Source organism: Modestobacter marinus (assembly GCF_011758655.1).
Classification (GTDB): domain Bacteria; phylum Actinomycetota; class Actinomycetes; order Mycobacteriales; family Geodermatophilaceae; genus Modestobacter; species Modestobacter marinus.
Genome location: NZ_JAAMPA010000002.1, coordinates 443876 through 463312, shown reverse-complemented (window position 1 = coordinate 463312; position 19437 = coordinate 443876). Strand labels below are relative to the sequence as shown.

Genomic DNA, 19437 nt, shown 5'->3' with positions numbered 1-19437 from the left:
CGGGAGCACGGACCCGCCCCCCTGCGCACGGCGCGGACGGACCTGGTCAGCTCCCGGGTTGCCCCGCGACCGACGCCGCGGCCCGGCGCACGGCCGGCGCGACCGGTGTGTGGACCGGCACCGTCAGCACGGGGACCCCCACCCGGTGCAGGACGGAGTGGACCGTGGCGCCGGGGCCGCCGGCGGAGACGTCGCGGCGGCCGACGACCACGAGGGCGGCGCTCTGGGCGGCCTGCACCAGGACCTGTCCGGCACGGCCCTCCTGCACCACCACCTGGACCGGCACGTCGGGACGCCGGTTCTGCAGTTCGGTGACCAGCGGTTCGACGGCCGCGGTCTCGGCCGTGCGGCTCGCCGCGTCGTCCAACCGCCAGTGGAGGGCGTGGACGGCGTCCTCGGTCAGCTGCCGCCAGGCGTGCACCACGGTGAGCGGCTCGCCCCGCAGCTGCGCCTCGGTGGCGGCCGCGGCGAGCACCTCGGCGCTGCCCGCGGCTCCGTCCAGGCCCACCACGACCCCGCGGCAGCGCTGCAGGGGGTTGGGGTCCCGGTGCACCAGCACCGGGCAGGACGCGGTGGCGGCGACCGCCTCGGCGACCGAGCCCAGGCCGCCGCCGCTGCCCCAGGTCGCGCCGCTGGCACCCAGCACCAGCAGGTCGCCCGCCCGCGTGGTGCGGCACAGCACCGTCGCGGCGGGGCCGTCGAGCAGCTCGGCACTGATCGCCCACTCGGGGAGCAGGCCGGCCAGGTTGCGGCGCAGCCGGTCCAGGTCGGCGTTCGCCGACCGACGCGAGGCGGCGCAGGCGTCGAAGGAGTCGGGCAGCCCGGCCAGCTCGCCGGCGGGCCAGGAGAAGGCGCGCACCAGCCGGAGCGGCAGCCTGCGGCGGTCGGCCTCGCGAGCTGCGGCGCGCGCTGCCGCGGCAGCCGGTTCGGAACCGTCGACTCCGGCGACGACGGACGGTGTGTGGCTGGTCATCGGTTCTCCTGGGAGGGGAGGCGGTCGGGGGAGGTCCGGTCGGTCCAGGTCCAGCTCCGGACCTCCGGGAGGTCCTCGAGCGCCTCGACGACGTGGGCCCGGTGCCGGTCGAGCTGGTCCTGGCAGAGCCGGGCGAGCCGGTCCCCGCCCTCGGGCACCCGGCGCGAGCGGCGCAGTGCCTCCAGGACCAGGTGGTAGCGGCTCATGCGGTTGAGCACCACCATGTCGAAGGGGGTGGTGGTGCTGCCGTGCTCGGTGAAGCCCCGGACGTGGAAGCGGTCGACGTCGGGGCGGCCGTGCAGCAGCGGGTGGACCGCCCGCGGGTGGCCGTGGAAGGCGAACACGACGTCGACGTCGTCGGTGAACAGGTCGGCGAACCGCTCGGCCGTGAAGGCCGCCGGGTGTTCCCCGGGCGGGAGCAGGCCCATCAGGTCGACGACGTTGACCACCCGGACCCGCAGGTGCGGCACGTGCTCCCGGAGCAGCTGCGCCGCGGCGAGCACCTCCATGGTGGGCACGTCGCCGGCCGCGGCCAGCACGACGTCCGGGTCCTCGGTCCGGGCCCGGACGGGGTCCTCGGTGCCGGCCCACTCCCAGACCGAACCACCGGCGGCGACGTGGGTCCGGGCCTGGTCGAGGTCCAGGTACTGCAGGTGCTGCTGCTTGTCGACGACGACCAGGTTGACCTGGTCGCGGCCGGACAGGCACCGCTCGGCGACGACCAGCGTGCAGTTGGCATCGGGCGGGAACCAGATGCGGGTGACGTCGGGGGCCAGCGGCGCGACCGTGTCGATCAGCCCGGGGCCCTGGTGGGAGAAGCCGTTGTGGTCGTTGCGCCAGCAGGTGCTGGTCAGCAGCACGTTGAGCGAGGGGACCGGGCTGCGGCCCGGTTCGGTGGCGGCCATCTGCAACCACTTGGCGTGCTGGACCACCATCGACGCGGCGACCATCGCGAACGCCTCGTAGGTGGCGAAGAGCCCGTGCCGGCCGGTGAGGGTGTAGCCCTCGAGCCAGCCCTCGCACAGGTGCTCGCTGAGCACCTCCAGGACCCGCCCCTGCGGGCCGAGGTGGTCGTCGCCGGGCCGCACGGGCAGCTGGGTGCACCGGCCGGTGGCCTCGAAGACGGCGCCGAGCCGGTTGCTGGCGGTCTCGTCGGGGGAGAAGAGCCGGAAGTCCCCGCCGCCGTCGGCCCGGCTGGTGCGGACGAGGACGTCCCGCAGCAGCTCGCCGAGCGGCCGGGTGGTCTCGTGCCGGAGGACCCCGGGGGTGGTCACGGGGAGTGCGTAGTCGGCCAGGTCGGGCAGTGGGAGCGGCCGCACCCGGAAGCGTGGACCCCCCGCCCGCGGTGAGGCGGACATCCGCAGGTCCCCGCGCGGGCTGAGCGCGGCCAGCTCGGGGACCAGCCGGCCGTCGGCGTCGAACGCCTCGTCCGGGCGGTAGGAGCGCAGCCACTCCGACAACTGGGCGCGGTGCGCGGCGTCGTCCCGGACGTGGGCCAGCGGCACCTGGTGCGACCGCTGGGTGCCCTCGACCGGGACGCCGTCCACGGTCTCCGGGCCGGTCCAGCCCTTCGGGGTGCGCAGCACGATCGCCGGCCAGGCGACCGGTCGGACGTCCATCCCGGCCCGGGCCCGGCGCTGGACGTCGGAGATGGTCGCCTGGGCCTCCGCCAGCGCGGCGTCGAGGCGCCGGAAGACGTCGGCCGGCTCGTCCCCGGCGACGACGACCGGCGCCCAGCCCTGGCTGGCGAGGAACGCGCAGACGTCCTCGTCGGAGGTGCGGCCGAGGACCGTCGGCCCGGAGATCTTGTAGCCGTTGAGGTGCAGGACCGGCAGCACGGCGCCGTCCCGCTCGGGGCTGAGGAAGGCCGGCAGCCGCCAGGACGCGGCGAGCGGTCCGGTCTCGGCCTCGCCGTCCCCGACGACGCAGGCGACGAGGAGGTCGGGGTCGTCGAAGGCCGCACCGGCGGCGTGCAGCAGCGCGTAGCCGAGCTCACCGCCCTCGTGGATGCTGCCGGGGATGTGCACGCCGGCATGGCTGCTGACCCCGCCGGGCGTGGAGAACTGCCGGACGAGACGGTGCAGGCCGGCGAGGTCGGGGGAGACCGCAGGGTGGACCTCGCTGTACGTGCCGTCCAGGTAGGCACCGGCGAGCACCGCCGGTCCGCCGTGACCCGGGCCGGTCACCATCAGCACCTGGCTGCCGGTGCGGCGGATCAGCCGGTTGAGCAGCGTGTGGAGCATGGTCAGCCCCGGGCTGGTGCCCCAGTGGCCGAGCAGCCGGGGCTTGATGTGCTCGGGCCGCAGCGGCTCGCGCAGCAGCGGGTTGTCCCGCAGGTAGATCTGGGCGGCCGTGAGGTAGTTCGCGGCCGCCCACCAGCGCAGGTCGAGCGCCAGTTCGTCCGGCGTGTACGCGTCGGTGACCGGCGGCAGTGCGCCGGCCTCGATCGTGGTCATGCGGCGGGTCTCCCTGGTGTCGGCGGCTCAGGTCGATCGTGCGGGAGGGCAGGGTGACCGGTCCGGGGGCTTTGGTCCCCGATCGCCGAGCCCTACCGCTCTCGCCCGGGTCGCCGGGGCCGGATGCGGCTCGCGTCCCCGCCGCTGGTCGTCGGCCGCACCGGGCTCGCCGCGGTCGGGTCCGGCGACGGTGTCCCGGCCGGCACCCCGACGCAAGGCGCTCCGGTCGCCGATCTGCGGGACCAGCGGCCCTGGTCGCTGCCGGGACCGGCAGCTGCACTGGGCCGGTGGACCCCGACGCCGCTCCCTCAGCCGCTCCGGACCTGACCGGTGCCCGCCGACCCTGGCTGGTCGTCGGGGTGGGGCCGACGAGCGAGAGCCGTGGTGCGTTGCTCTGGGCGCTGCGCGAGGCGGACCGGCGCGACGGGACGGTGCTGGCGGTGACCGTCTGGGACGGCGGCCCCGAGCAGGAGCGGGCCGACCTCGAGGCCGAGCTGGTCGCCCGGGTACGGGACGTGGTGGAGGAGACGGGCGTCCGTGGCCGTACCCAGGTGCAGCTCGTCACCGGCCCGGTGGCCGCCGTGCTCACCGCACTCTCGGAGGACGCCGACGTGCTGGTGCTCGGCCAGCACCACCTCGGACGCTGACCGGGCGGGTCAGCGGAGCGCCGTCAGCCCCAGGGCGCGTCCAGCGGCCGGATCGTCTCGTCCACCGGGCGTCGCCCGGTGCGCGGGACGGGCTCCGTGCTGATGGACGCCCAGCCCAACCGGAGCAGCACCTGCGGTTCGCCGCTGTCGGCCAGCAGTCTCCGACGCAGGTCCGCCCGGGTCGAGGGCACCTCCAGTGGCTGGCTGACCGGGTCGCTGGCCGCTCCCCAGCGGGTGGCGGTGAGCAGCACCGCGCTCAGTGCCTCACCCGCGGCCAGCTCGGCGCGCGGCGAGCCGTCGGGGGTCGCCAGCAGGGCGAGGACGGTCCCGTCCGTCTCGTCCCTGCCCACGCTCTCCTGCTGCTGCCCCCGGGCAGCGAAGGCCCGGACGGGGAACGTGCCGTCGGGACCCGACGGCACGTTGGCCGCGGGGACCCCGTCCGGGGCGGCCCGGCCGCGACCTGACCAGGCCGCCGTCTCCTGCACCAGCTGGGGGACGAGCGACTGCTCGATGGACGCATGGGCGATCATCGCCGCGACGTGCCGGCGGTCGGTGTCCCGGGACACCACCCGCAACGCGGCCCCCTCCCGCTCGGCGGCCTGCTCGAGTTCCGCCACGAGCTCCGCGGGGAGCGGCCAGGTGGACATCACCCGGCGGTCGGTGCACCGCTTCTCGATGGCCGCGGCCAGCATCAGCTGCTCGGCGGTCGGCTCCCCGGGGCACAGCTCGATCGCCGCGAGGTGATCGGGGCGGCCCGGGTCCGGCAGGCGGTGGACGGTGGTGGACCACCCGGCCGCCAGGAGGGCCACGCGCAGGTGGTGCAGCGCCGCACCGCAACTGATCCGCAGGTCCCGGCCGGTCGGGTCGGTGGCCGGCAGCGCGCGCGTCGGATCAGCGAACAGGTGGATCGAGTGGTCTCCCAGCCGCCACGCCCACGGCTGGGTGTTGTGCACCGACGGCGCGCGGTTGGCCAGGGCGATGGCTGCGCGGGCGGTGACACGATCGACGGGGACGGTGGGCACCAGGACTCCTCGGAGCTGGGGGCGGGCGGACGCCACCGAGCCTCGCGGTCGGCGGCCGGGACGGGGCAGGGGACGAGGTCCTCCGGACCCGGGACGTCAGCCGCTGCGGGGTGCGCGCTGTCCCGACGCCGGCGTGGCGGCGACGGACAGCTGGGCGGCGACCTGGGCCGCCCACCGGTCGATCGCCGGCCAGTCGCGCTGGTCACCGGGCCGGCCGCCGAGGGCCCGCCAGAACGCGCGGCCGGCCCAGCCGACCCGGGTCGTGTCCACGACGCCGGCGAAGAGCTGGTGGTCCTCCAGGGCGAGACCGGGAGGGAACCCCCGTTGGACTCGCCGGACCTCCTGGTCGGTCATCCAGCGCCGCACCGGGCCGGACGGCGACACCCCGGCCACGCTGAAGGCCCAGCACGGCCGTGGCGTCGCCGCCGCTCGGCTCAGGAAGTCGGTCGCCGACGGCAGCCACGCCATGCCGTGGACGGCGCTGCCGAGCACCCAGGCACAGAAGGCCCGGGGGTCCAGCCCGGGGTCCACGGGCGCACAGGTCACGGACAGGCCGGCCTCGCGCAGACGTCCCGCGATGCGCTCGGCCACCCCCTGGGTGGAACCGGCTGCGGTGGCGTAGCCGACGAGCACGGGCAGTCCAGCGGTCATGGGCGGACCCTCGTCCCCCGGGTCGGGGGTGACGAGGGCCGGCGGCCCCGGGACCGGGGGACGTTGGTCAGGTCGTGCTCGCCGCGGTGGTCCAGGGACCTGCGTGGCGCCGGCAGGGACCTCGGTCCCTGCCCACCCGAGGGGGACACGGCCATCGTGAGGCCTGTTCCCCCGTGACCGGGCGGGTCAGCACGAGGAGGTCCCATGTCCGAGCCGACATCCGACGACCGAGCCACCGACACACCTCGGCCACCCCGGGTCGTCGTGGGCGTCGACGGCTCCCCGGGCTCGCGAGCAGCGCTGGTGTACGCATGGGCGGCCGCCGCGCGACGGGGTGCCGACCTGGAGGTGGTGGCGACCTGGTCGGTCCAGACGGTGTGGGTCGGTGGCTACCCCCTGGGCGTGCCGTCGATCTCCGCCGTGCGGGAGGAGATGGAGTCGCGCGTGCAGGCGATGGTCGACGAGGTCCGCGGTGACCCGGCGGTCGCCGCGGTCCCCGGGGCGGCGGACGTGCGGGTGACCACGGCGGTCTCCGTGGGCCCGGCCGCGCAGGAGCTCGTCGACGCATCCGCTGACGCGGACCTCGTCGTGGTCGGCAACCGTGGGCGGGGCGCCGTGCGCAGCGTCGTCCTGGGCTCCGTCGCGCTGCACTGCGTCACCCATGCGCGCTGCCCGGTCGTGGTGGTCCACCCCTCCTCGACCGGCCACGCGCGCCGGCGCCCGGTGATCGTCGGCATCGACGGGTCGGCCGCCTCCCGCGCCGCACTGCTCGCCGGAGTGGCCGAGGCGGCCCGGCTGGGGACCGACGTCGTCGCGGTGACCACGTACCAGATGGCCGACCACTGGATGGCCCTGTCGACGGTCGTCGTCCCGACCGCGGAGGAGGTGCGGTGGGACCTGCAACGGGGCGGCGAGGCGATGCTCGAGGACGTCCTGGAGGAACACCGGACCGGCTCCGGCGGTCGGTCGCCGGATGCCCGGGTCGTGGTCGCGGAGGGAGCTCCTGCCGACATCCTCGGCCAGTGGGCAGCCGGCGCCGCACTGCTCGTCGTGGGCAGCCGCGGGCACGGTGCGCTCCGTGGCCTCCTCCTGGGGTCGGTGGCGCTGGCCTGCGCCATGCACGCCTCCGGGGCGGTCATGGTGGTGCACCCGCTGCCGGACCGGGCGCCGACCGGGACCACGCAGCGGGCCACCGTGAACGCCTGACCGACCCCGACCCCGCGATCACCCCGCGCGGGGCCGCCGAGGGTGGGACCGTCCACCCCCCGGCGGTCCCTCAGCGCCTGGACGTGACGCTGCCCGGATCGACGGCCCGGGCAGCGGCTCCTGCCGTACCTTCGGGACTTCGAGCCGGGGCCAGGTGCGCGTCGGCTGGACCCCGCGCCCTGCCTGCCGATGTACCTGTCGAGGTACCCGGTGCCCGTGCGGGGCGCACACCGACGAGGGGATGTGGGATGGACTACCTGCGCCGTCTGCAGGTCGAGCGGCCTGTGGTCTTCTTCGCCGTGCTGCTGGTGGGCTTCTTCGTGGCCTTCCAGCTGCTGCTGTTCGTGGCCGGGCTGATCCTCGGCCCGTTCGGGCTGCCGCCCTGGTTGCCCCTCGCCGTGGTGCTCGGCGGCCTGGTGTACGTGGCCCGCCGGCAGCAGCGCGGACGCTGACCCGACCGCCCCGCCCGGGTCGGCCCGGCACCGGGGGAGCGGCCCGGGCCGGCGCGAGGACGAGCGCCTCCGCCGGCCGGCTCCGCCCCTGCCTCGTCCCGGACGTCCCGTGCCTCCGCCGCGCAGGTGCGGCTCCGGTCAGAAGGAGACCGGGAGCTCCTCCACGCCGTGGACGAAGGACAGCCCACGCCAGCGCAGCTGCTCCTCGGGGACGGCGAGCGCGAGGTCCGGGAAGCGGCGGAACAGCGCGGGGAGCGCGATGCGCAGCTCCATGCGGGCCAGCTCCGCACCGACGCAGCGGTGCACCCCGTGACCGAAGGCCAGGTGCCCGCCGGCGGGGGAGCGCCCCGGCTGGAACCGGTCGGGCTCCGGCCCGGCCCAGGCCGGGTCGCGGTCGGCGCCGCTGAGGGAGACGGCCACGAGGTCGCCCTGCCGGACCGGGCAGCCGGACAGCTCCAGGTCCTGCTTCGCGAACCGCGGGAAGGCCACCTGGACCACCGACAGGTAGCGCAGCAGCTCCTCCACCACGCCGTCGACGTCGGCCGGTGAGCCGTTCCGGAGGAGGGCGGCGTGCCCGGGGTCGCGCAGCAGCACCATGGTGCCCAGGGAGAGGGAGCTGGCGGTGGTCTCGTAGCCGCCGGTGACGATCCCGTCGACCAGACCGGCGAGGTCGTCGTCGGAGATGCCGTCGCCCTCGGCCTGCAGGATGCGCCCGATCAGGCCGTCCCCGGGCGCCGTCCGCTGCCGGGCCACCACGTCCAGGAGGATCCGCTTCTGCTCGGACACCGCGCCGAGGGCCGCGGCCGCACCGCCGGTCGCGTCGAAGCGCTGGGTGCCCAGCCGCACGAAGGCCTCGTGGTCGGCGTCGTCCAGCCCCAGCAACCCGCAGATCACGTCCATGGGGACCCGCCAGGAGACGTGCTCGGCCAGGTCCGCCGGTGACCCGGCGGCGGCGAGCTCGTCCAGCCGGCGGGTGACGATCGCCTCGACCGTGGGCTCCAGCCGGTCCAGCCGGCGGCGTGTGAACTCGGGGGCCACCAGCTTGCGCAGCCGGGTGTGCAGCGGCGCGTCGGTGAAGCCCAGGCCGCCGACGTCGGCCGTCGACCCCGGCCCGGCGTCACCGAACAGGTGCCGGATGTCGTTGCTGTAGGAGTCACGGTCGCTCAGGACGGTGCGGGCCTGCTCGTACCCGGTCACCAGGTGGGCCGTCAGCCCCATCGGCAGGTCGAGCCGCTCCACCGGGCAGCGGGCGCGCAGCGCGGCGAGCTCGGGGACCGGGTCCACGCCGTGCCGCAGCAGGGGGAGCCGGGCGCTCTCCGGGAAGAAGGCCAGCTCGGAGAGGTCGATGCCCTTCCGGCGGATCCGTCCTTCCACCATGCGCCCCAGCCAGGCCCGGGCCACCGCCCGGGCGCTGCGCTGGCGCCGCGGCCAGCCGCTCGTCCGCCGCTTCGCCGGCCGGGTGGTCAGGGCCACGGTCCGCCGCACGCGGCGACGCCCGGAGCTGCGTGGTGCTGAGTCGGTCGTGGACATGATCCCTCGTCGTCGTCCGGGCACCGGCGTGACGTCAGCTCCGCCGGGCCCACCGGCGGGCGACCCCGACCGGCGCCGGGTGCTGATCGCCGCGACGTCCACCGTGCCACCCCGTCGGGTCCACGGGCCCCGCGCCGTCGACCTCGACGCTGCCGAGCCGTGGCGCTCCGTTCCGTGGCGGTGGGCGCTGACCCGACCATCCCATGCGGACGACCGGAGACCGTCGGCGGCCCTCCGGGGGCGGACAGCACGGTGCCCCCCTGCCTGCACGCGGGCAGAGGGGCACCGTGGGTTCCCGGTGGAGCGGAGCCGGGAGGCTCAGCCCGCCAGGTAGTTCACGTGCGGGTGGTCCATGTGGTTGGCCGTCGGGCTCCCGCGGTCAGCCATCGGGCTCCAGGAACCGGTCGGCGAGGTGAGGATGCGCTGCTGCCAGATGACGTACTCCACGCCGAGGGTGTCCCAGTTGGCGATGTGGTAGGCGACGATGGCGTCCCCGAGCGCGGCGTCGGACATCACCATGTAGTCCAGTGCCCGGCCGGAGGGGTGGCCGTTCGGGTCGGTCGCGCTGGCCCGCGTCCCACCGATGGTGATGCCGGCGGCGCCCGGGACGTCGCGCACGACGGCGTCCGCGGCGGCCTGGGCCCGCGGCTGCACGGGACCCGCGCTGTTGGTGATCTGGGCCTGCCCCGACGGCGCGGCGACGACGACTGCGGGGACCGGTGCCGGGGCGGGCGCCGGGGCCACGACGACCTCCGGCACGACGACCTCCGGCACGACGACCTCCGGCACGACGACCTCCGGCACGACGACCTCGGGGACGACGACCTCCGGTGCCGGGACGACGACCTCGGGTACCGCGATGACCTCGGGGGCCGGAGCGACGACCTCGGGTGCCGCGACGACCTCCGGTGCCGGGGTGGCCTCAGGTGCCGCGACGACCTCCGGGGCGATCTCGGGTGCCGGGGCGGTCGGGACAGGACCGTCCTCCGAGCCGAGCAGGAACCGCAGCTGCCCCGGGGTCAGCGCCCCGGTGTCCCCGCCGCCGAAGGCGGCGATGTGGCGCTGGTAGAGCTCCCGCCAGGAGTGCCGGTTCCCCGCCGCGGCCGGGTCGCCCTGCTCGGCGGTGTGCCGGTCCACCTGGGCGGGGGAGGCCTCGGGTGCCGGGGTGGTGTGGGCCAGGGCCGGGGTGCTGAGGAGGCCGAGCGTGACGAGGGAGGCGCCCGCGACGACCGGGAGGCGGACGAAGCGGGACGGGCTGTGCTTGGGCATGAGTGATCTCCGATCACCGCCGGAGGGGTTAGCTGTCGGGTTCGGGCGATCGGTGCCCGGCCGGCGGTGCCGGCTTCACCCCGAGGCGCGCCCACCGATGTGTCGGCGCGCCGGGTGTAGTGGGTCCCCCACCCCTGCCCTGAGAGTCCTGGATGGCGGCCGGCAGGCAGGGTTGAGCGGACCGGCGCCACGCCCACGATGTCGGCGTGACCGGAACGTTATGGACGGGCAGGTGGGCTGTCTCCGTGACGATCGTCACGTCCTCGGCGTGCCGCCGACGGCACGCCGTCCGGGGCGGATCGAGGGGCGCCGAGCGCGTGTCCGGCACCGGTTCCGGCCACGCGATGGGCCATGCACCCCGCCTCGGGGCACCGCGCCTGCGGGGTGCGGGCGCGCTGTGGGGAAGGCCACGGCCCGACCGTGGTCGGGGAGCGGCCCGCCTGCCGCGCCGCTCCGTAACCTGACCGTGATGAACCCCGTGACCCAGGACCGCAGCCGGCGGTTCGCGCGCCTGCCGGACCGGGCGCGGAAGGCGATCTCCGGGTCCGGTCCGCCGACGGCACCGCTGGCCCTCCGGGCCCAGCCCAGCCGGGTCGACGCGGGCACCGCGCGCTCGGCGCTCGGCCTGGCCCTGCGCATCGGGGAGTCGATGATGGCGGTCGGTGCCTCGGCCGCCGACGTCACCGCAACGGTGCTGCGCGTGGCGGCGGGCTACGGGCTCACCGACTGCCAGGTCGACATCACGTTCACCTCGCTGACGATCAGCTACGACCCGGACGACGTCCCGCCGATCATGCTGATGCGCATCGTGCGGCCGCGGGGTCTGGACTACACCCGGCTCCAGGGCATCACCGACCTGGCGGCGGAGCTCAAGACGGCAGGCCTGGGCCTGGAGGAGGCGCACCGCCAGCTGGACGACGTCCTGTCCGCGCCGCACCCCTACCGTCGGCCGATCCACGCACTGGGCTGGTCGGGTGTGGCGGCGTGCGTCGCCGTCCTGCTCGGTGGCGGCTGGCTGGTGGCCCTGGTCGCGGCGGTCACGACGGCCGCCATCGAGCTGACCATCCGGGCGCTCGACCGGCGCGGGCTCCCGATGTTCTTCCAGCAGGTCGCCGGCGCGGCGGTGGCCACCGGGGCCGCCGTCCTCCTCGTCGTCGGCGAGGTCGAGGTGCGCACCTCGCTGGTCGTCGCCGCCGGGATCGTGGTCCTCCTGGCCGGCCTCTCCTTCGTGGGCGCCGCGGAGGACGCGATCAGCGGGTTCCCGGTCACCGCCGCGGCCCGGGCCTTCGAGGTGCTCACGTTGACCACCGGCATCGTCGTCGGCATCGCCGCCGTGCTGGACCTGGCGCAGCGGGCGGAGGTGCCGCTGCGGGTGCTGGACCCCGGGACGTCGACCGTGCCCTCCGTCGTGGCGCTGGTCGCGGCGGCCGGGATGGCCGCGTCCTGGGCGCTGGCCTCGCACGCCCGCCCGGTCGCGATCGCGGTGGCCACGGTGGCCGGCGCGCTGGCGTGGACGACGTCGTCGGTGGCGGCCGCGTCCGGTGCCGGTGAGGCGGTGGCGAGCGCGGCGGCGGCCGTCGTGGTCGGCTTCTGTGGTGAGACGCTCACCGATCGGCTGCGCATCCCGCCGCTGCTCGTCGCGGTCTGCGGCATCGTCCCGCTGCTGCCCGGGCTGGCGATCTACCGGGGGCTCTTCGCGGTGGTCGTGGAGGGCGACGTGGGGAGTGGGGTGAACGCGCTCGTGGGGGCGGCGGCGATCGGCCTGGCGCTGGCCGCCGGGGTCGTGCTGGGCCGCTACCTCGGCCGGCCGCTGGGTGGCCGGCGGGACCGCTTCGACCGCCGGGTGCGGCGCCACGCGACCAGCGCCCACTGAACAGCCCCGGGCGGATCGTGCGCTCCTGAGCCGAGGTGGGACGTGGCGGCGCGGCGCCCGGCTGCTCCCGGAGGGGAGCAGCCGGGTCCTCCCGGTCAGCCGTGCAGCTGCACGGTCCACTCGCAGGGCAGCATCACGGCCGAGGTGCCGGCGCGGAGGCGGAAGGGCCCGGACTCGTACTGCCAGCCGTCGGCCCAGTGCGCCAGGTACCGGGTGTCCACCGCGACGTCGACCCGCGCGGCCTGCCCGGCGGGGACGCGCACGGCGGCCGAACCGACCAGCCACCGCACCGGACGGTCCACGACGGAGTCCGGCCGCTCGGCGTAGACCTGCACCACCTCCTTGCCGTCGTGCTCGCCGGTGTTGGTCACCTCGACCGTCACGGTCACCGTCTCGCCGGGCGCGGCCACGGTCGGGGCGTCGCCACCGGTCAGCTCGAAGGTCGTGTAGCCCCGCCCGCTGCCGAACCAGTACGCCGGTGCGGCGCCGGCGCGCAGCCAGGCGCGGTATCCGATGTGGACCCCCTCGGCGTACTCGACGACCCCGTCGACCGGCGTGCAGTCGAGCACCGGCACGTCGGCCTCGGACGCCGGCCAGGTGGTCGGCAGTCGCCCGCCCGGCTCGGCCAGCCCCAGCAGGACGTCGGCGACCGCGTTCCCGAACTCCTGCCCGCCGAACCAGCCGACCAGCAGGGCAGCGACCTCCTCCCGCCAGGGCATCAGCACCGGGGCCCCGGCGTTGACCAGCACGACGGTGCGCGGGTTGGCCGCGACGACGGCGCGGACGAGGTCGTCCTGCCGGCCCGGCAGGGCCAGGGACTCCCGGTCGTAGCCCTCGGACTCCACCACCGAGTTCGTGCCGACGACCACCAGCGCCACGTCGGCGGCGGCCGCGGCGCGGGCGGCCTCGGCGATCAGGGCGTCGGGGTCGGCGTCGGCGGGCTCGGTGCCCAGCCGCAGGGACATCGCGCGGGAGTTGAAGCCGACGCGGTCGCCGAGGTCGAGGACCAGCCGGACGTCCAGGGGGGTGCCGGCGGTCAGCCGCACCTCTGTCGACGCGGTCGGCGGGCTCAGGAACGCCGCGCCGAGGTCGGTGCCGACCGGGATGAGGGTCTCGTCGAGCAGCAGCTCGCCGTCGACGTGGACCTGCGCCCGGCCCACCAGGGCGCACCCGAGCCGCACCGTGCCCGACTCGGTGGGGGTCCAGCGGGTGGTCAGCTCGTAGCTGGCGGCTGCCTCGATGGGCGCGTCGCCGCCGAAGTACACGAGGTCGCTCGCCCGGCGGTCCTCGCCGAACAGCTCGGTGCCGTCGGCGGCCAGGAACCGGGCGCGCAGCCCCGGTGTGCCGCTGACCGGGTTGGTCAGCTGGCCCAGCGGCAGCTCGACGACCCCGTTCTGCACGACCGCGCCGAGGGAGTAGCCGACGTCCACGCCGGGGAGCGCGGCCCGCAGGCCGTCCAGCGGGGAGACCGTGGACTCGGGGACGACGGTGGCGCTGCCGCCGCCCTGGGTGCGGGCGGCCGCCGCGTTGTTGCCGATGACCGCGACCGAGCGCAGCGCAGCGGCGTCCCAGGGCAGGTCGCCCCGGTTCTCCAGCAGCACGGTGCCCTCGACGGCCGCCTCGCGGGTGAACGCGATGCCGTCCTCCACCCAGACCGGCTCCGCGGGGGACGAGTCGCCCAGCGCCCCGACCCGCTGGGCCAGGGTCAGGATGCGCAGCACCTTGCGGTCGACGACGTCCTCGGCGATCTCCCCGGCGCGGACCGCGGCGACCAGCGCATCGCCCCACGGCCCGTCCGGGCCGGGCATCACCAGGTCCTGCGACGCCGTCGCGGACGCCAGGCTGCGGACCGCCGTCCAGTCGCTGATCACCACGCCGTCGAACCCCCACTCGCTGTTCAGCGGGGTCTCCAGCAGCTCGTTCTCGGTGACCGTGGCGCCGTTGACGGAGTTGTAGGCGCTCATCACCACCCAGGCGTGGGCCTCGGTGACCGACTTCTCGAACGCCAGCAGGTACAGCTCGCGCAGCGTGCGCTCGTCGGCCCGGACGTCGGCGGTGAAGCGGTCGGTCTCGAAGTCGTTGGCCACGTAGTGCTTCGGCGTCGCGCCGACCCCGTTGTCCTGCACGCCGGTGACGTAGGCGGCGGCGAGCTCGCCGGTGAGCACCGGGTCCTCGCTGAAGGCCTCGAAGTGCCGGCCGCCGACGGGGGAGCGGTGCAGGTTGATCGTCGGGCCGAGCACGACGTCGACGCCCTTGCGCCGGGCCTCGACCGCGGCGGCGGCGCCGTAGCGGCGGGCGATGTCGGGGTCCCAGGAAGCGGCCAGCGCGGTGGCCGACGGCAGGTTCAGCGACGGGTCGCGCTCGTCCCAGACCTCGCCGCGGACCCCGGAGGGGCCGTCGGAGACCAGGATGCGACGCAGTCCGATCCGCTCGATGGGCCAGGTGGTCCAGAAGTCGCGGCCGGTGAGCAGCTGCACCTTCTCCTCGAGGGTCAGCGCCGCCAGCGCGTCGGCGAGGTCCAGGTGGGCGCGGGCCGGGGTGTGCGTCATGGGATCCGTTCGGTCGAGCCGGCGCCGGCGCGGGCGCTGGTGCGGAGGGAGGGAGTGACCTGGCCCACCCTAGCGCCTTACCGAGCATTCGGTAGGTATGAGTTCGGCCGCGGGCGGGACGTTCCTCGGCCCGATGGCGGCGTTCGGCAGAGCCGAACGGTGTCGGCCGTTCGTTGAGCAGCCCCGAACGTCGTCCTAGCGTCCCGTTCGCCCCTGGTGACGGGCCCGGCCACGCGGCCCGGTGCCCGCCCCTCGCTCGGGCAGACCCCCGGAGGAGACCCGTTGTGACCGCACTGGACCACCCGGCCGCTGCACCGCCGGACTTCGACAGCCCCGCGCACCAGGCCCGGCTCGCCGAGCTGTACCGGGACCTCGACGCCGTGGGGATGACCCCGCTGTGGACGACGAGGGAGGGGCTCATGCCCTCCACCCCGCGGCCGACGGCGGTCCCGCACCGCTGGCGGTGGGCCGAGCTGTACCCGCTGGCGGCGCGCAGTGCAGAGCTCGTGCCGGTCGGACGGGGCGGGGAGCGGCGGGCGATCAGCCTGGGCAACCCGGGGCTGCCCGGCGATCCGTACACCACCCCGACGCTGTGGGCTGCCATCCAGTACCTCGGCCCGCGCGAGCACGCTCCCGAGCACCGGCACTCGCAGTCGGCCTTCCGGTTCGTGCTGGAGGGCGAGGGCGTGTGGACCGTCGTGGACGGTGACCCGGTCGCCATGCGCCGGGGTGACCTGCTGCTGACCCCGGGCTGGCACTTCCACGGCCACCAGAACGTCTCCGACACCCCGATGGCCTGGCTCGACGGCCTGGACATCCCCTTCGTCGCACAGACCGACCAGGGCTTCTTCGAGTTCGGGCCGGAGGAGGTGCGGGACAGGCGGACCCCGGAGCGGTCGGACAACGAGCGGCTGTGGGGCGGACCCGGCCTCACCCCGGTGGGCGCGCTGGGCGCGCGCCCGTGCTCGCCGCTGATGGCCTACCGCTGGGTGCACACCGACGCCGCGCTCACCGCCCAGCTGGAGCTGGCGGCCGAGGGGGTGGCCGGCACGCTGGTCGAGCCCGGGCACGCCGCGGTGCGGTTCACCAACCCGACGACCGGCGGGGACGCGCTCACCACGATGCGCACCGAGATGCACCGGCTCGCCGCCGGGACGACGACTCGGCGCACCCGCACCTCGGCGTCCTCGGTGTGGCAGGTCTTCTCCGGCGGCGGCACCGTCGTCCTGGACGGCCAGGAGCAGGACCTGCAGCACGGCGACGTGGTCGCCGTCCCCGCCTGGACCGAGTTCGGCCTGCGGTCCGAGGCCGGTCTGGACCTGTTCACCTTCAGCGACGCGCCGATCTTCGAGAAGCTGTCGCTGCTGCGGACGGCGGTGTCGGCGTGAGGCTCGCGACCATCCGCACCCCGGCCGGCACCCGAGCGGTGCGGGTCGACGCCGACCGAGCCGTCGAGACCGGTCACGCCGACGTCGGCGCGCTGCTGGCCGAGCCGGGCTGGCGGTCGCTGGCCGAGGCCGCCGACGGCCCGGCGCACGAGCCGTCCGGACTCGACCACGCCCCGGTCGTCCCACGCCCGGGCAAGATCATCTGCGTGGGCGTCAACTACGGCGCACACATCGCCGAGATGGGGCGGGAGACCCCGGCACATCCGACCCTGTTCGCCAAGTACCCCGAGGCGCTGGTCGGCGCCCGCGACGACGTGGTCCTGCCCGCCGCCTCCGGCGCCGTCGACTGGGAGGCCGAGCTGGCGGTCGTGATCGGGACGACGGTCCGGCACGCCGACGAGCAGACCGCGGCCGCGGCCATCGCGGGGTACAGCGTGCTCAACGACGTCACCGCCCGGGACTGGCAGTACCGCACCCTGCAGTGGCTGCAGGGGAAGACCTTCGAGGCGACCACCCCGTTCGGCCCGGAGCTCGTCACCCCCGACGAGGCCGGGTCCGCGCTGGACCTGACCTGCGCGGTCGACGGTCAGGTCGTGCAGTCGGCGAACACCGCGGACCTGGTCTTCGGCGCGGTCGCCACCATCGCCTACGTCTCCACGGTGCTCACACTGCACCCCGGCGACGTGCTCGCCCTGGGCACCCCCGGCGGCGTCGGTCACGCCCGCACGCCTCCCCGGTACCTGACCCCCGGTTCGGTGCTGACCACCGCCATCGCCGGGCTGGGGGAGTGCCGGAACACCTGCGTGGCCGAGCAGCGTCCGTGACCGCCCCGGCCGAGCTGCTGGCCCGCTGACGCGCCGGCGAGGCACGGTCCGGCACGTCCCGGTCGACGCCGACGGGCGGCGGTGGGGGCGGGCCGGCCCTGACCCGGGGACCGCTCGCGGCGGTCGGTTCCCGGGTCACCGGCCGGTCCGCCGCGGTCGCGCCGTCCAGCACGGAGGCGGCGGTGATCGGCGACCTCAGCCGGCCAGCGCGCTGATCGCGGCAGCCGACCGGTGCAGGGCGTCGGTGAGCTCAGGGAGCCGCTGCCGGGTCAGCCGCATGAGGGGCAGCGACACGGCCAGCGCCGCGATCGGCGTGCCGGCGTCGTCCCGCACCGGGACCGCGACCGCGCCGATCCCCGGCTCGGTCTCCCCGCGGTTCACGCCCAGCCACGTCCGACGGACCCGGGCCAGGGAGGCTTCCACCTCGGCCAGCTCGTCGTCGGGGAACCGCCGGGCCAGTTCCTCCGGGGGCAGCGCCGCCAGCAGGACCTTGCCGCCGGAGGTGTGCTGCGCCGGGAGCCGGGTGCCGGCCCGGGAGCCGATCCGGAGCGGTTGCCGGCCCTCCTCGCTGATCAGGAAGACGGCCTGGCTGCCGGCGAGGACGATCAGGTGCACGGTCTCGTCGAGCTCGTCGCGCAACCTGGCGACCAGCGGCCCGGCGAGCTCGGCCAGCAGCCCGGGGGAGTGCTGCCCGCCGGGGCGGGCGCGACGCAGGGCGGGGCCGGCCCGGTACCGCCGGTCCCCGGACTGCACGGCGAAGTCACGGTGCCGGAGGGTCGCGAGGAGACCGTGCGCGGTGGACCGCGCCACGCCCAGGTGCGCGGCGGCCTCGGTGACCCCCACGGAGTCCTGGCGCTGCAGCAGGAGGAGGAGTTGCAGGGCCTTGTCGACCGCCTCGACACGGTAGGGCGGCACACCGGCGGCCTTCGGCACGCCCGAACGCTAGCCGGGCGGTCTCCCGCGGCGGCCCCCGGCTCGCCGGTGGGCCGCTCCGTGGTCGCGGGTGGGGAGCCGGATCACCACCGGGTCGGGCGGGTGGCTTACCAACCGTTCGGTAAGTGACATACCTCGTGGCATGATCCTCGTCACGGGGCTCAGTGCCCACGCATCCGTCCGTCGATGACAAGGGGACCTGTCCTGGTGGCTGAACGCATCGAGGGGCTGCGCCTGCCCCGGACGCAGCGTCGGCAGCAGATCCTGGCCGCGGCCGCGCAGGCCTTCGCCGAGACCGGGTTCCACGGCACCAGCCTGGCCGACGTCGCGACCCGGGTCGGGGTCTCCCAGCCCGGCCTGCTGCACCACTACCCGAACAAGCAGGCGCTGATCCTGGCCGTGCTCGAGGAGCGCGACGAGGTGCAGACCCACTACCTCGACGAGCTCTTCCGTGGCCAGGACCCGAGCGTGGTCGACTGGCTGACGGCGCTGTGCGCGCGCAACGTCGAGCAGCCCGAACTCGTGCGCCTGTACACCGTGACGGCGGCCGAGAGCCTGGACCCGGCCCACCCGGCGCACGAGTATTTCCAGAACAGGTACCAGCGCATCCGGGGGGTCATCGCGCGCCGGATCGTGCTGGACCAGGAGAAGGGCCGCTTCGCCCCGACGGTCGACCCCGAGGGCCTGGCGTCGGAGCTGATCGCCCTGATGGACGGGCTGCAGCTGCAGTGGCTCATGCAGCCCCCCGTCGACATGTGCCGACTGCTGGAGGCGTCGCTGCAACGGCTCGCGGCGGGCCCCGACGGCGCGGTGGGGGCGGTCCGGCAGGGCGGTGCTCGCCGGGATGGCTGAGGGCGCGACGACGGGTCGACGTGCGGACCGCCGGTTCCCGCAGCGCGTCTACGGGACGGGGGAGGAGCCGGACCCCCGGTTCAGCCTGGCCAACGAACGCACCTTCCTGGCCTGGATGCGCACCTCCCTCGCCCTGCTGGCCGCCGGCGTGGCGCTGGAGGCGCTCGACCTCCCCATCGCGGAGGGCGTCCGGCTGGCGAGCGCGCTCGTCTTCATCGTCCTCGGCCTGCTCGCCCCCGTGCAGGCGTGGGCGGGCTGGGTGGCGACCGAGCGGGCCATGCGGCAGTCCCGACCGCTGCCCTCGCCGCGGCTGGGGCTGCTGACCGCCGTCGGGGTCACCGCGGCAGGCCTGCTCGTGCTGATCGGGCTCCTCCTGCGGTGAGCCCACCGTCCGGCCGGGTGTTCGACACCGGACTCCAGGCCGAGCGCACCGCGCTGGCCTGGCGGCGCACCGCGTTGGCCATGGCGGTCGGTGCCGTCGGTGCCGGCCGGCTGGCCGTGCCGGTCCTCGGCGCCCTCGCGCTGGTCGCCGCCGTGGCCGGGCTGGCCCAGGCGGCGCTGGTCGCCGTGGCGGCCCGCCGTCGCTACCGGGTCGTGCACCAGTCGCTCACGACCCGGGGCGACCTCACCGGTGTCCGCCAGGCCGGCGTGCCCATCGCGGCGCTCGCCTGTTCCGGTGTGCTGGTCGGCCTCCTGGCCCTCGCCTTCGTCCTCGGCGACTGACCCGCCGAGACCCCTGGTGTCCTTACCGAGTGGTCGGTAAGTTACCTGCGTCACCTCCGCCACGCCCGAGCCGTCCTCGGCGGGCGACC

17 protein-coding genes and 1 riboswitch are annotated in these 19437 nt (G+C 75.7%); of the genes, 9 read left to right on the top strand and 8 right to left on the bottom strand.

Annotation, left to right across the window (positions count from 1 at the left end):
• Positions 1–46: 46 nt before the first annotated feature.
• Both FB380_RS18165 and FB380_RS18160 read right to left on the bottom strand, forming a co-directional pair.
• Positions 47–973: a universal stress protein gene (locus FB380_RS18165; protein ID WP_166756739.1), complete on the bottom strand. Its 927-nt coding sequence runs from the start codon at positions 971–973 to the stop codon at positions 47–49.
• The gene (locus FB380_RS18160) at positions 970–3429 is read right to left on the bottom strand and encodes a phosphoketolase family protein (RefSeq protein ID WP_166756738.1); all 2460 of its coding nucleotides are present in this window, start codon (positions 3427–3429) and stop codon (positions 970–972) included. The genes FB380_RS18165 and FB380_RS18160 overlap by 4 nt, the downstream gene beginning before the upstream one ends.
• Positions 3430–3716: 287 nt before the next feature.
• Between FB380_RS18160 and FB380_RS26065 the strand changes: the two genes are divergently transcribed.
• Positions 3717–4076, top strand: a complete 360-nt coding sequence (locus FB380_RS26065) for a universal stress protein (RefSeq protein ID WP_166756737.1) — start codon at positions 3717–3719, stop codon at positions 4074–4076.
• 23 nt (positions 4077–4099) lie between these two features.
• On the opposite strand, the gene FB380_RS18150 is transcribed toward FB380_RS26065, so the two are convergent.
• Entirely contained in the window at positions 4100–5098 is a 999-nt protein-coding gene (locus tag FB380_RS18150) for an Acg family FMN-binding oxidoreductase (protein WP_166756736.1), read from the bottom strand.
• Between the two features lie 96 nt (positions 5099–5194).
• Positions 5195–5749, bottom strand: coding sequence for a flavodoxin domain-containing protein (locus FB380_RS18145; RefSeq protein WP_166756735.1), 555 nt, complete (start codon positions 5747–5749; stop codon positions 5195–5197).
• Between the two features lie 204 nt (positions 5750–5953).
• Between FB380_RS18145 and FB380_RS18140 the strand changes: the two genes are divergently transcribed.
• Both FB380_RS18140 and FB380_RS18135 read left to right on the top strand, forming a co-directional pair.
• Positions 5954–6955, top strand: a complete 1002-nt coding sequence (locus FB380_RS18140) for a universal stress protein (protein WP_166756734.1) — start codon at positions 5954–5956, stop codon at positions 6953–6955.
• A 248-nt stretch (positions 6956–7203) separates the two neighbouring features.
• Positions 7204–7407: a hypothetical protein gene (locus tag FB380_RS18135; protein WP_166756733.1), complete on the top strand. Its 204-nt coding sequence runs from the start codon at positions 7204–7206 to the stop codon at positions 7405–7407.
• A gap of 138 nt (positions 7408–7545) precedes the next feature.
• On the opposite strand, the gene FB380_RS18130 is transcribed toward FB380_RS18135, so the two are convergent.
• Positions 7546–8937 (bottom strand): cytochrome P450, encoded by a 1392-nt coding sequence (locus FB380_RS18130; RefSeq protein WP_208383679.1) that lies wholly within the window; start codon positions 8935–8937, stop codon positions 7546–7548.
• Positions 8938–9255: 318 nt separating this feature from the next.
• Positions 9256–10206 (bottom strand): VldE C-terminal domain-containing protein, encoded by a 951-nt coding sequence (locus FB380_RS18125; protein WP_166756371.1) that lies wholly within the window; start codon positions 10204–10206, stop codon positions 9256–9258.
• Between the two features lie 2 nt (positions 10207–10208).
• Positions 10209–10324: riboswitch (cyclic di-AMP (ydaO/yuaA leader) on the bottom strand.
• A gap of 351 nt (positions 10325–10675) precedes the next feature.
• Here FB380_RS18125 and FB380_RS18120 point away from each other — a divergent pair.
• Positions 10676–12079 (top strand): threonine/serine exporter family protein, encoded by a 1404-nt coding sequence (locus tag FB380_RS18120; RefSeq protein WP_166756732.1) that lies wholly within the window; start codon positions 10676–10678, stop codon positions 12077–12079.
• A gap of 95 nt (positions 12080–12174) precedes the next feature.
• Here FB380_RS18120 and FB380_RS18115 read toward each other — a convergent pair whose 3' ends face one another.
• Positions 12175–14628 carry a glycoside hydrolase family 3 protein gene (locus tag FB380_RS18115; protein WP_166756731.1) on the bottom strand — a complete coding sequence of 818 codons (2454 nt, stop codon included), beginning with the start codon at positions 14626–14628 and terminating at the stop codon, positions 12175–12177.
• A gap of 284 nt (positions 14629–14912) precedes the next feature.
• On the opposite strand from FB380_RS18115, the gene FB380_RS18110 reads away from it, so the two are divergent.
• Together FB380_RS18110 and FB380_RS24880 are read left to right on the top strand one after the other, a co-directional pair.
• A complete protein-coding gene (locus tag FB380_RS18110) occupies positions 14913–16016 on the top strand; it encodes a cupin domain-containing protein (protein ID WP_229682217.1) in 1104 nt (367 codons plus the stop codon).
• A complete protein-coding gene (locus tag FB380_RS24880) occupies positions 16013–16840 on the top strand; it encodes a fumarylacetoacetate hydrolase family protein (RefSeq protein ID WP_166756730.1) in 828 nt (275 codons plus the stop codon). The genes FB380_RS18110 and FB380_RS24880 overlap by 4 nt, the downstream gene beginning before the upstream one ends.
• Before the next feature lie 195 nt (positions 16841–17035).
• On the opposite strand, the gene FB380_RS26060 is transcribed toward FB380_RS24880, so the two are convergent.
• Positions 17036–17773: an IclR family transcriptional regulator gene (locus tag FB380_RS26060; RefSeq protein ID WP_208383677.1), complete on the bottom strand. Its 738-nt coding sequence runs from the start codon at positions 17771–17773 to the stop codon at positions 17036–17038.
• Positions 17774–17980: 207 nt separating this feature from the next.
• Here FB380_RS26060 and FB380_RS18095 point away from each other — a divergent pair, with 207 nt between their 5' ends.
• Genes FB380_RS18095 through FB380_RS25580 form a run of 3 tightly spaced genes read left to right on the top strand, consistent with a single transcriptional unit; the run spans position 17981 to position 19348 of the window.
• Entirely contained in the window at positions 17981–18625 is a 645-nt protein-coding gene (locus FB380_RS18095) for a TetR/AcrR family transcriptional regulator (protein ID WP_166756729.1), read from the top strand.
• On the top strand, positions 18618–19007 hold the full coding sequence (locus tag FB380_RS25585; protein WP_166756728.1) for a YidH family protein: 390 nt from the start codon (positions 18618–18620) through the stop codon (positions 19005–19007). Before FB380_RS18095 ends, FB380_RS25585 begins: the two co-directional genes overlap by 8 nt.
• Positions 19008–19024: 17 nt before the next feature.
• Positions 19025–19348, top strand: a complete 324-nt coding sequence (locus tag FB380_RS25580) for a DUF202 domain-containing protein (protein ID WP_208383676.1) — start codon at positions 19025–19027, stop codon at positions 19346–19348.
• Positions 19349–19437 lie beyond the last annotated feature (89 nt).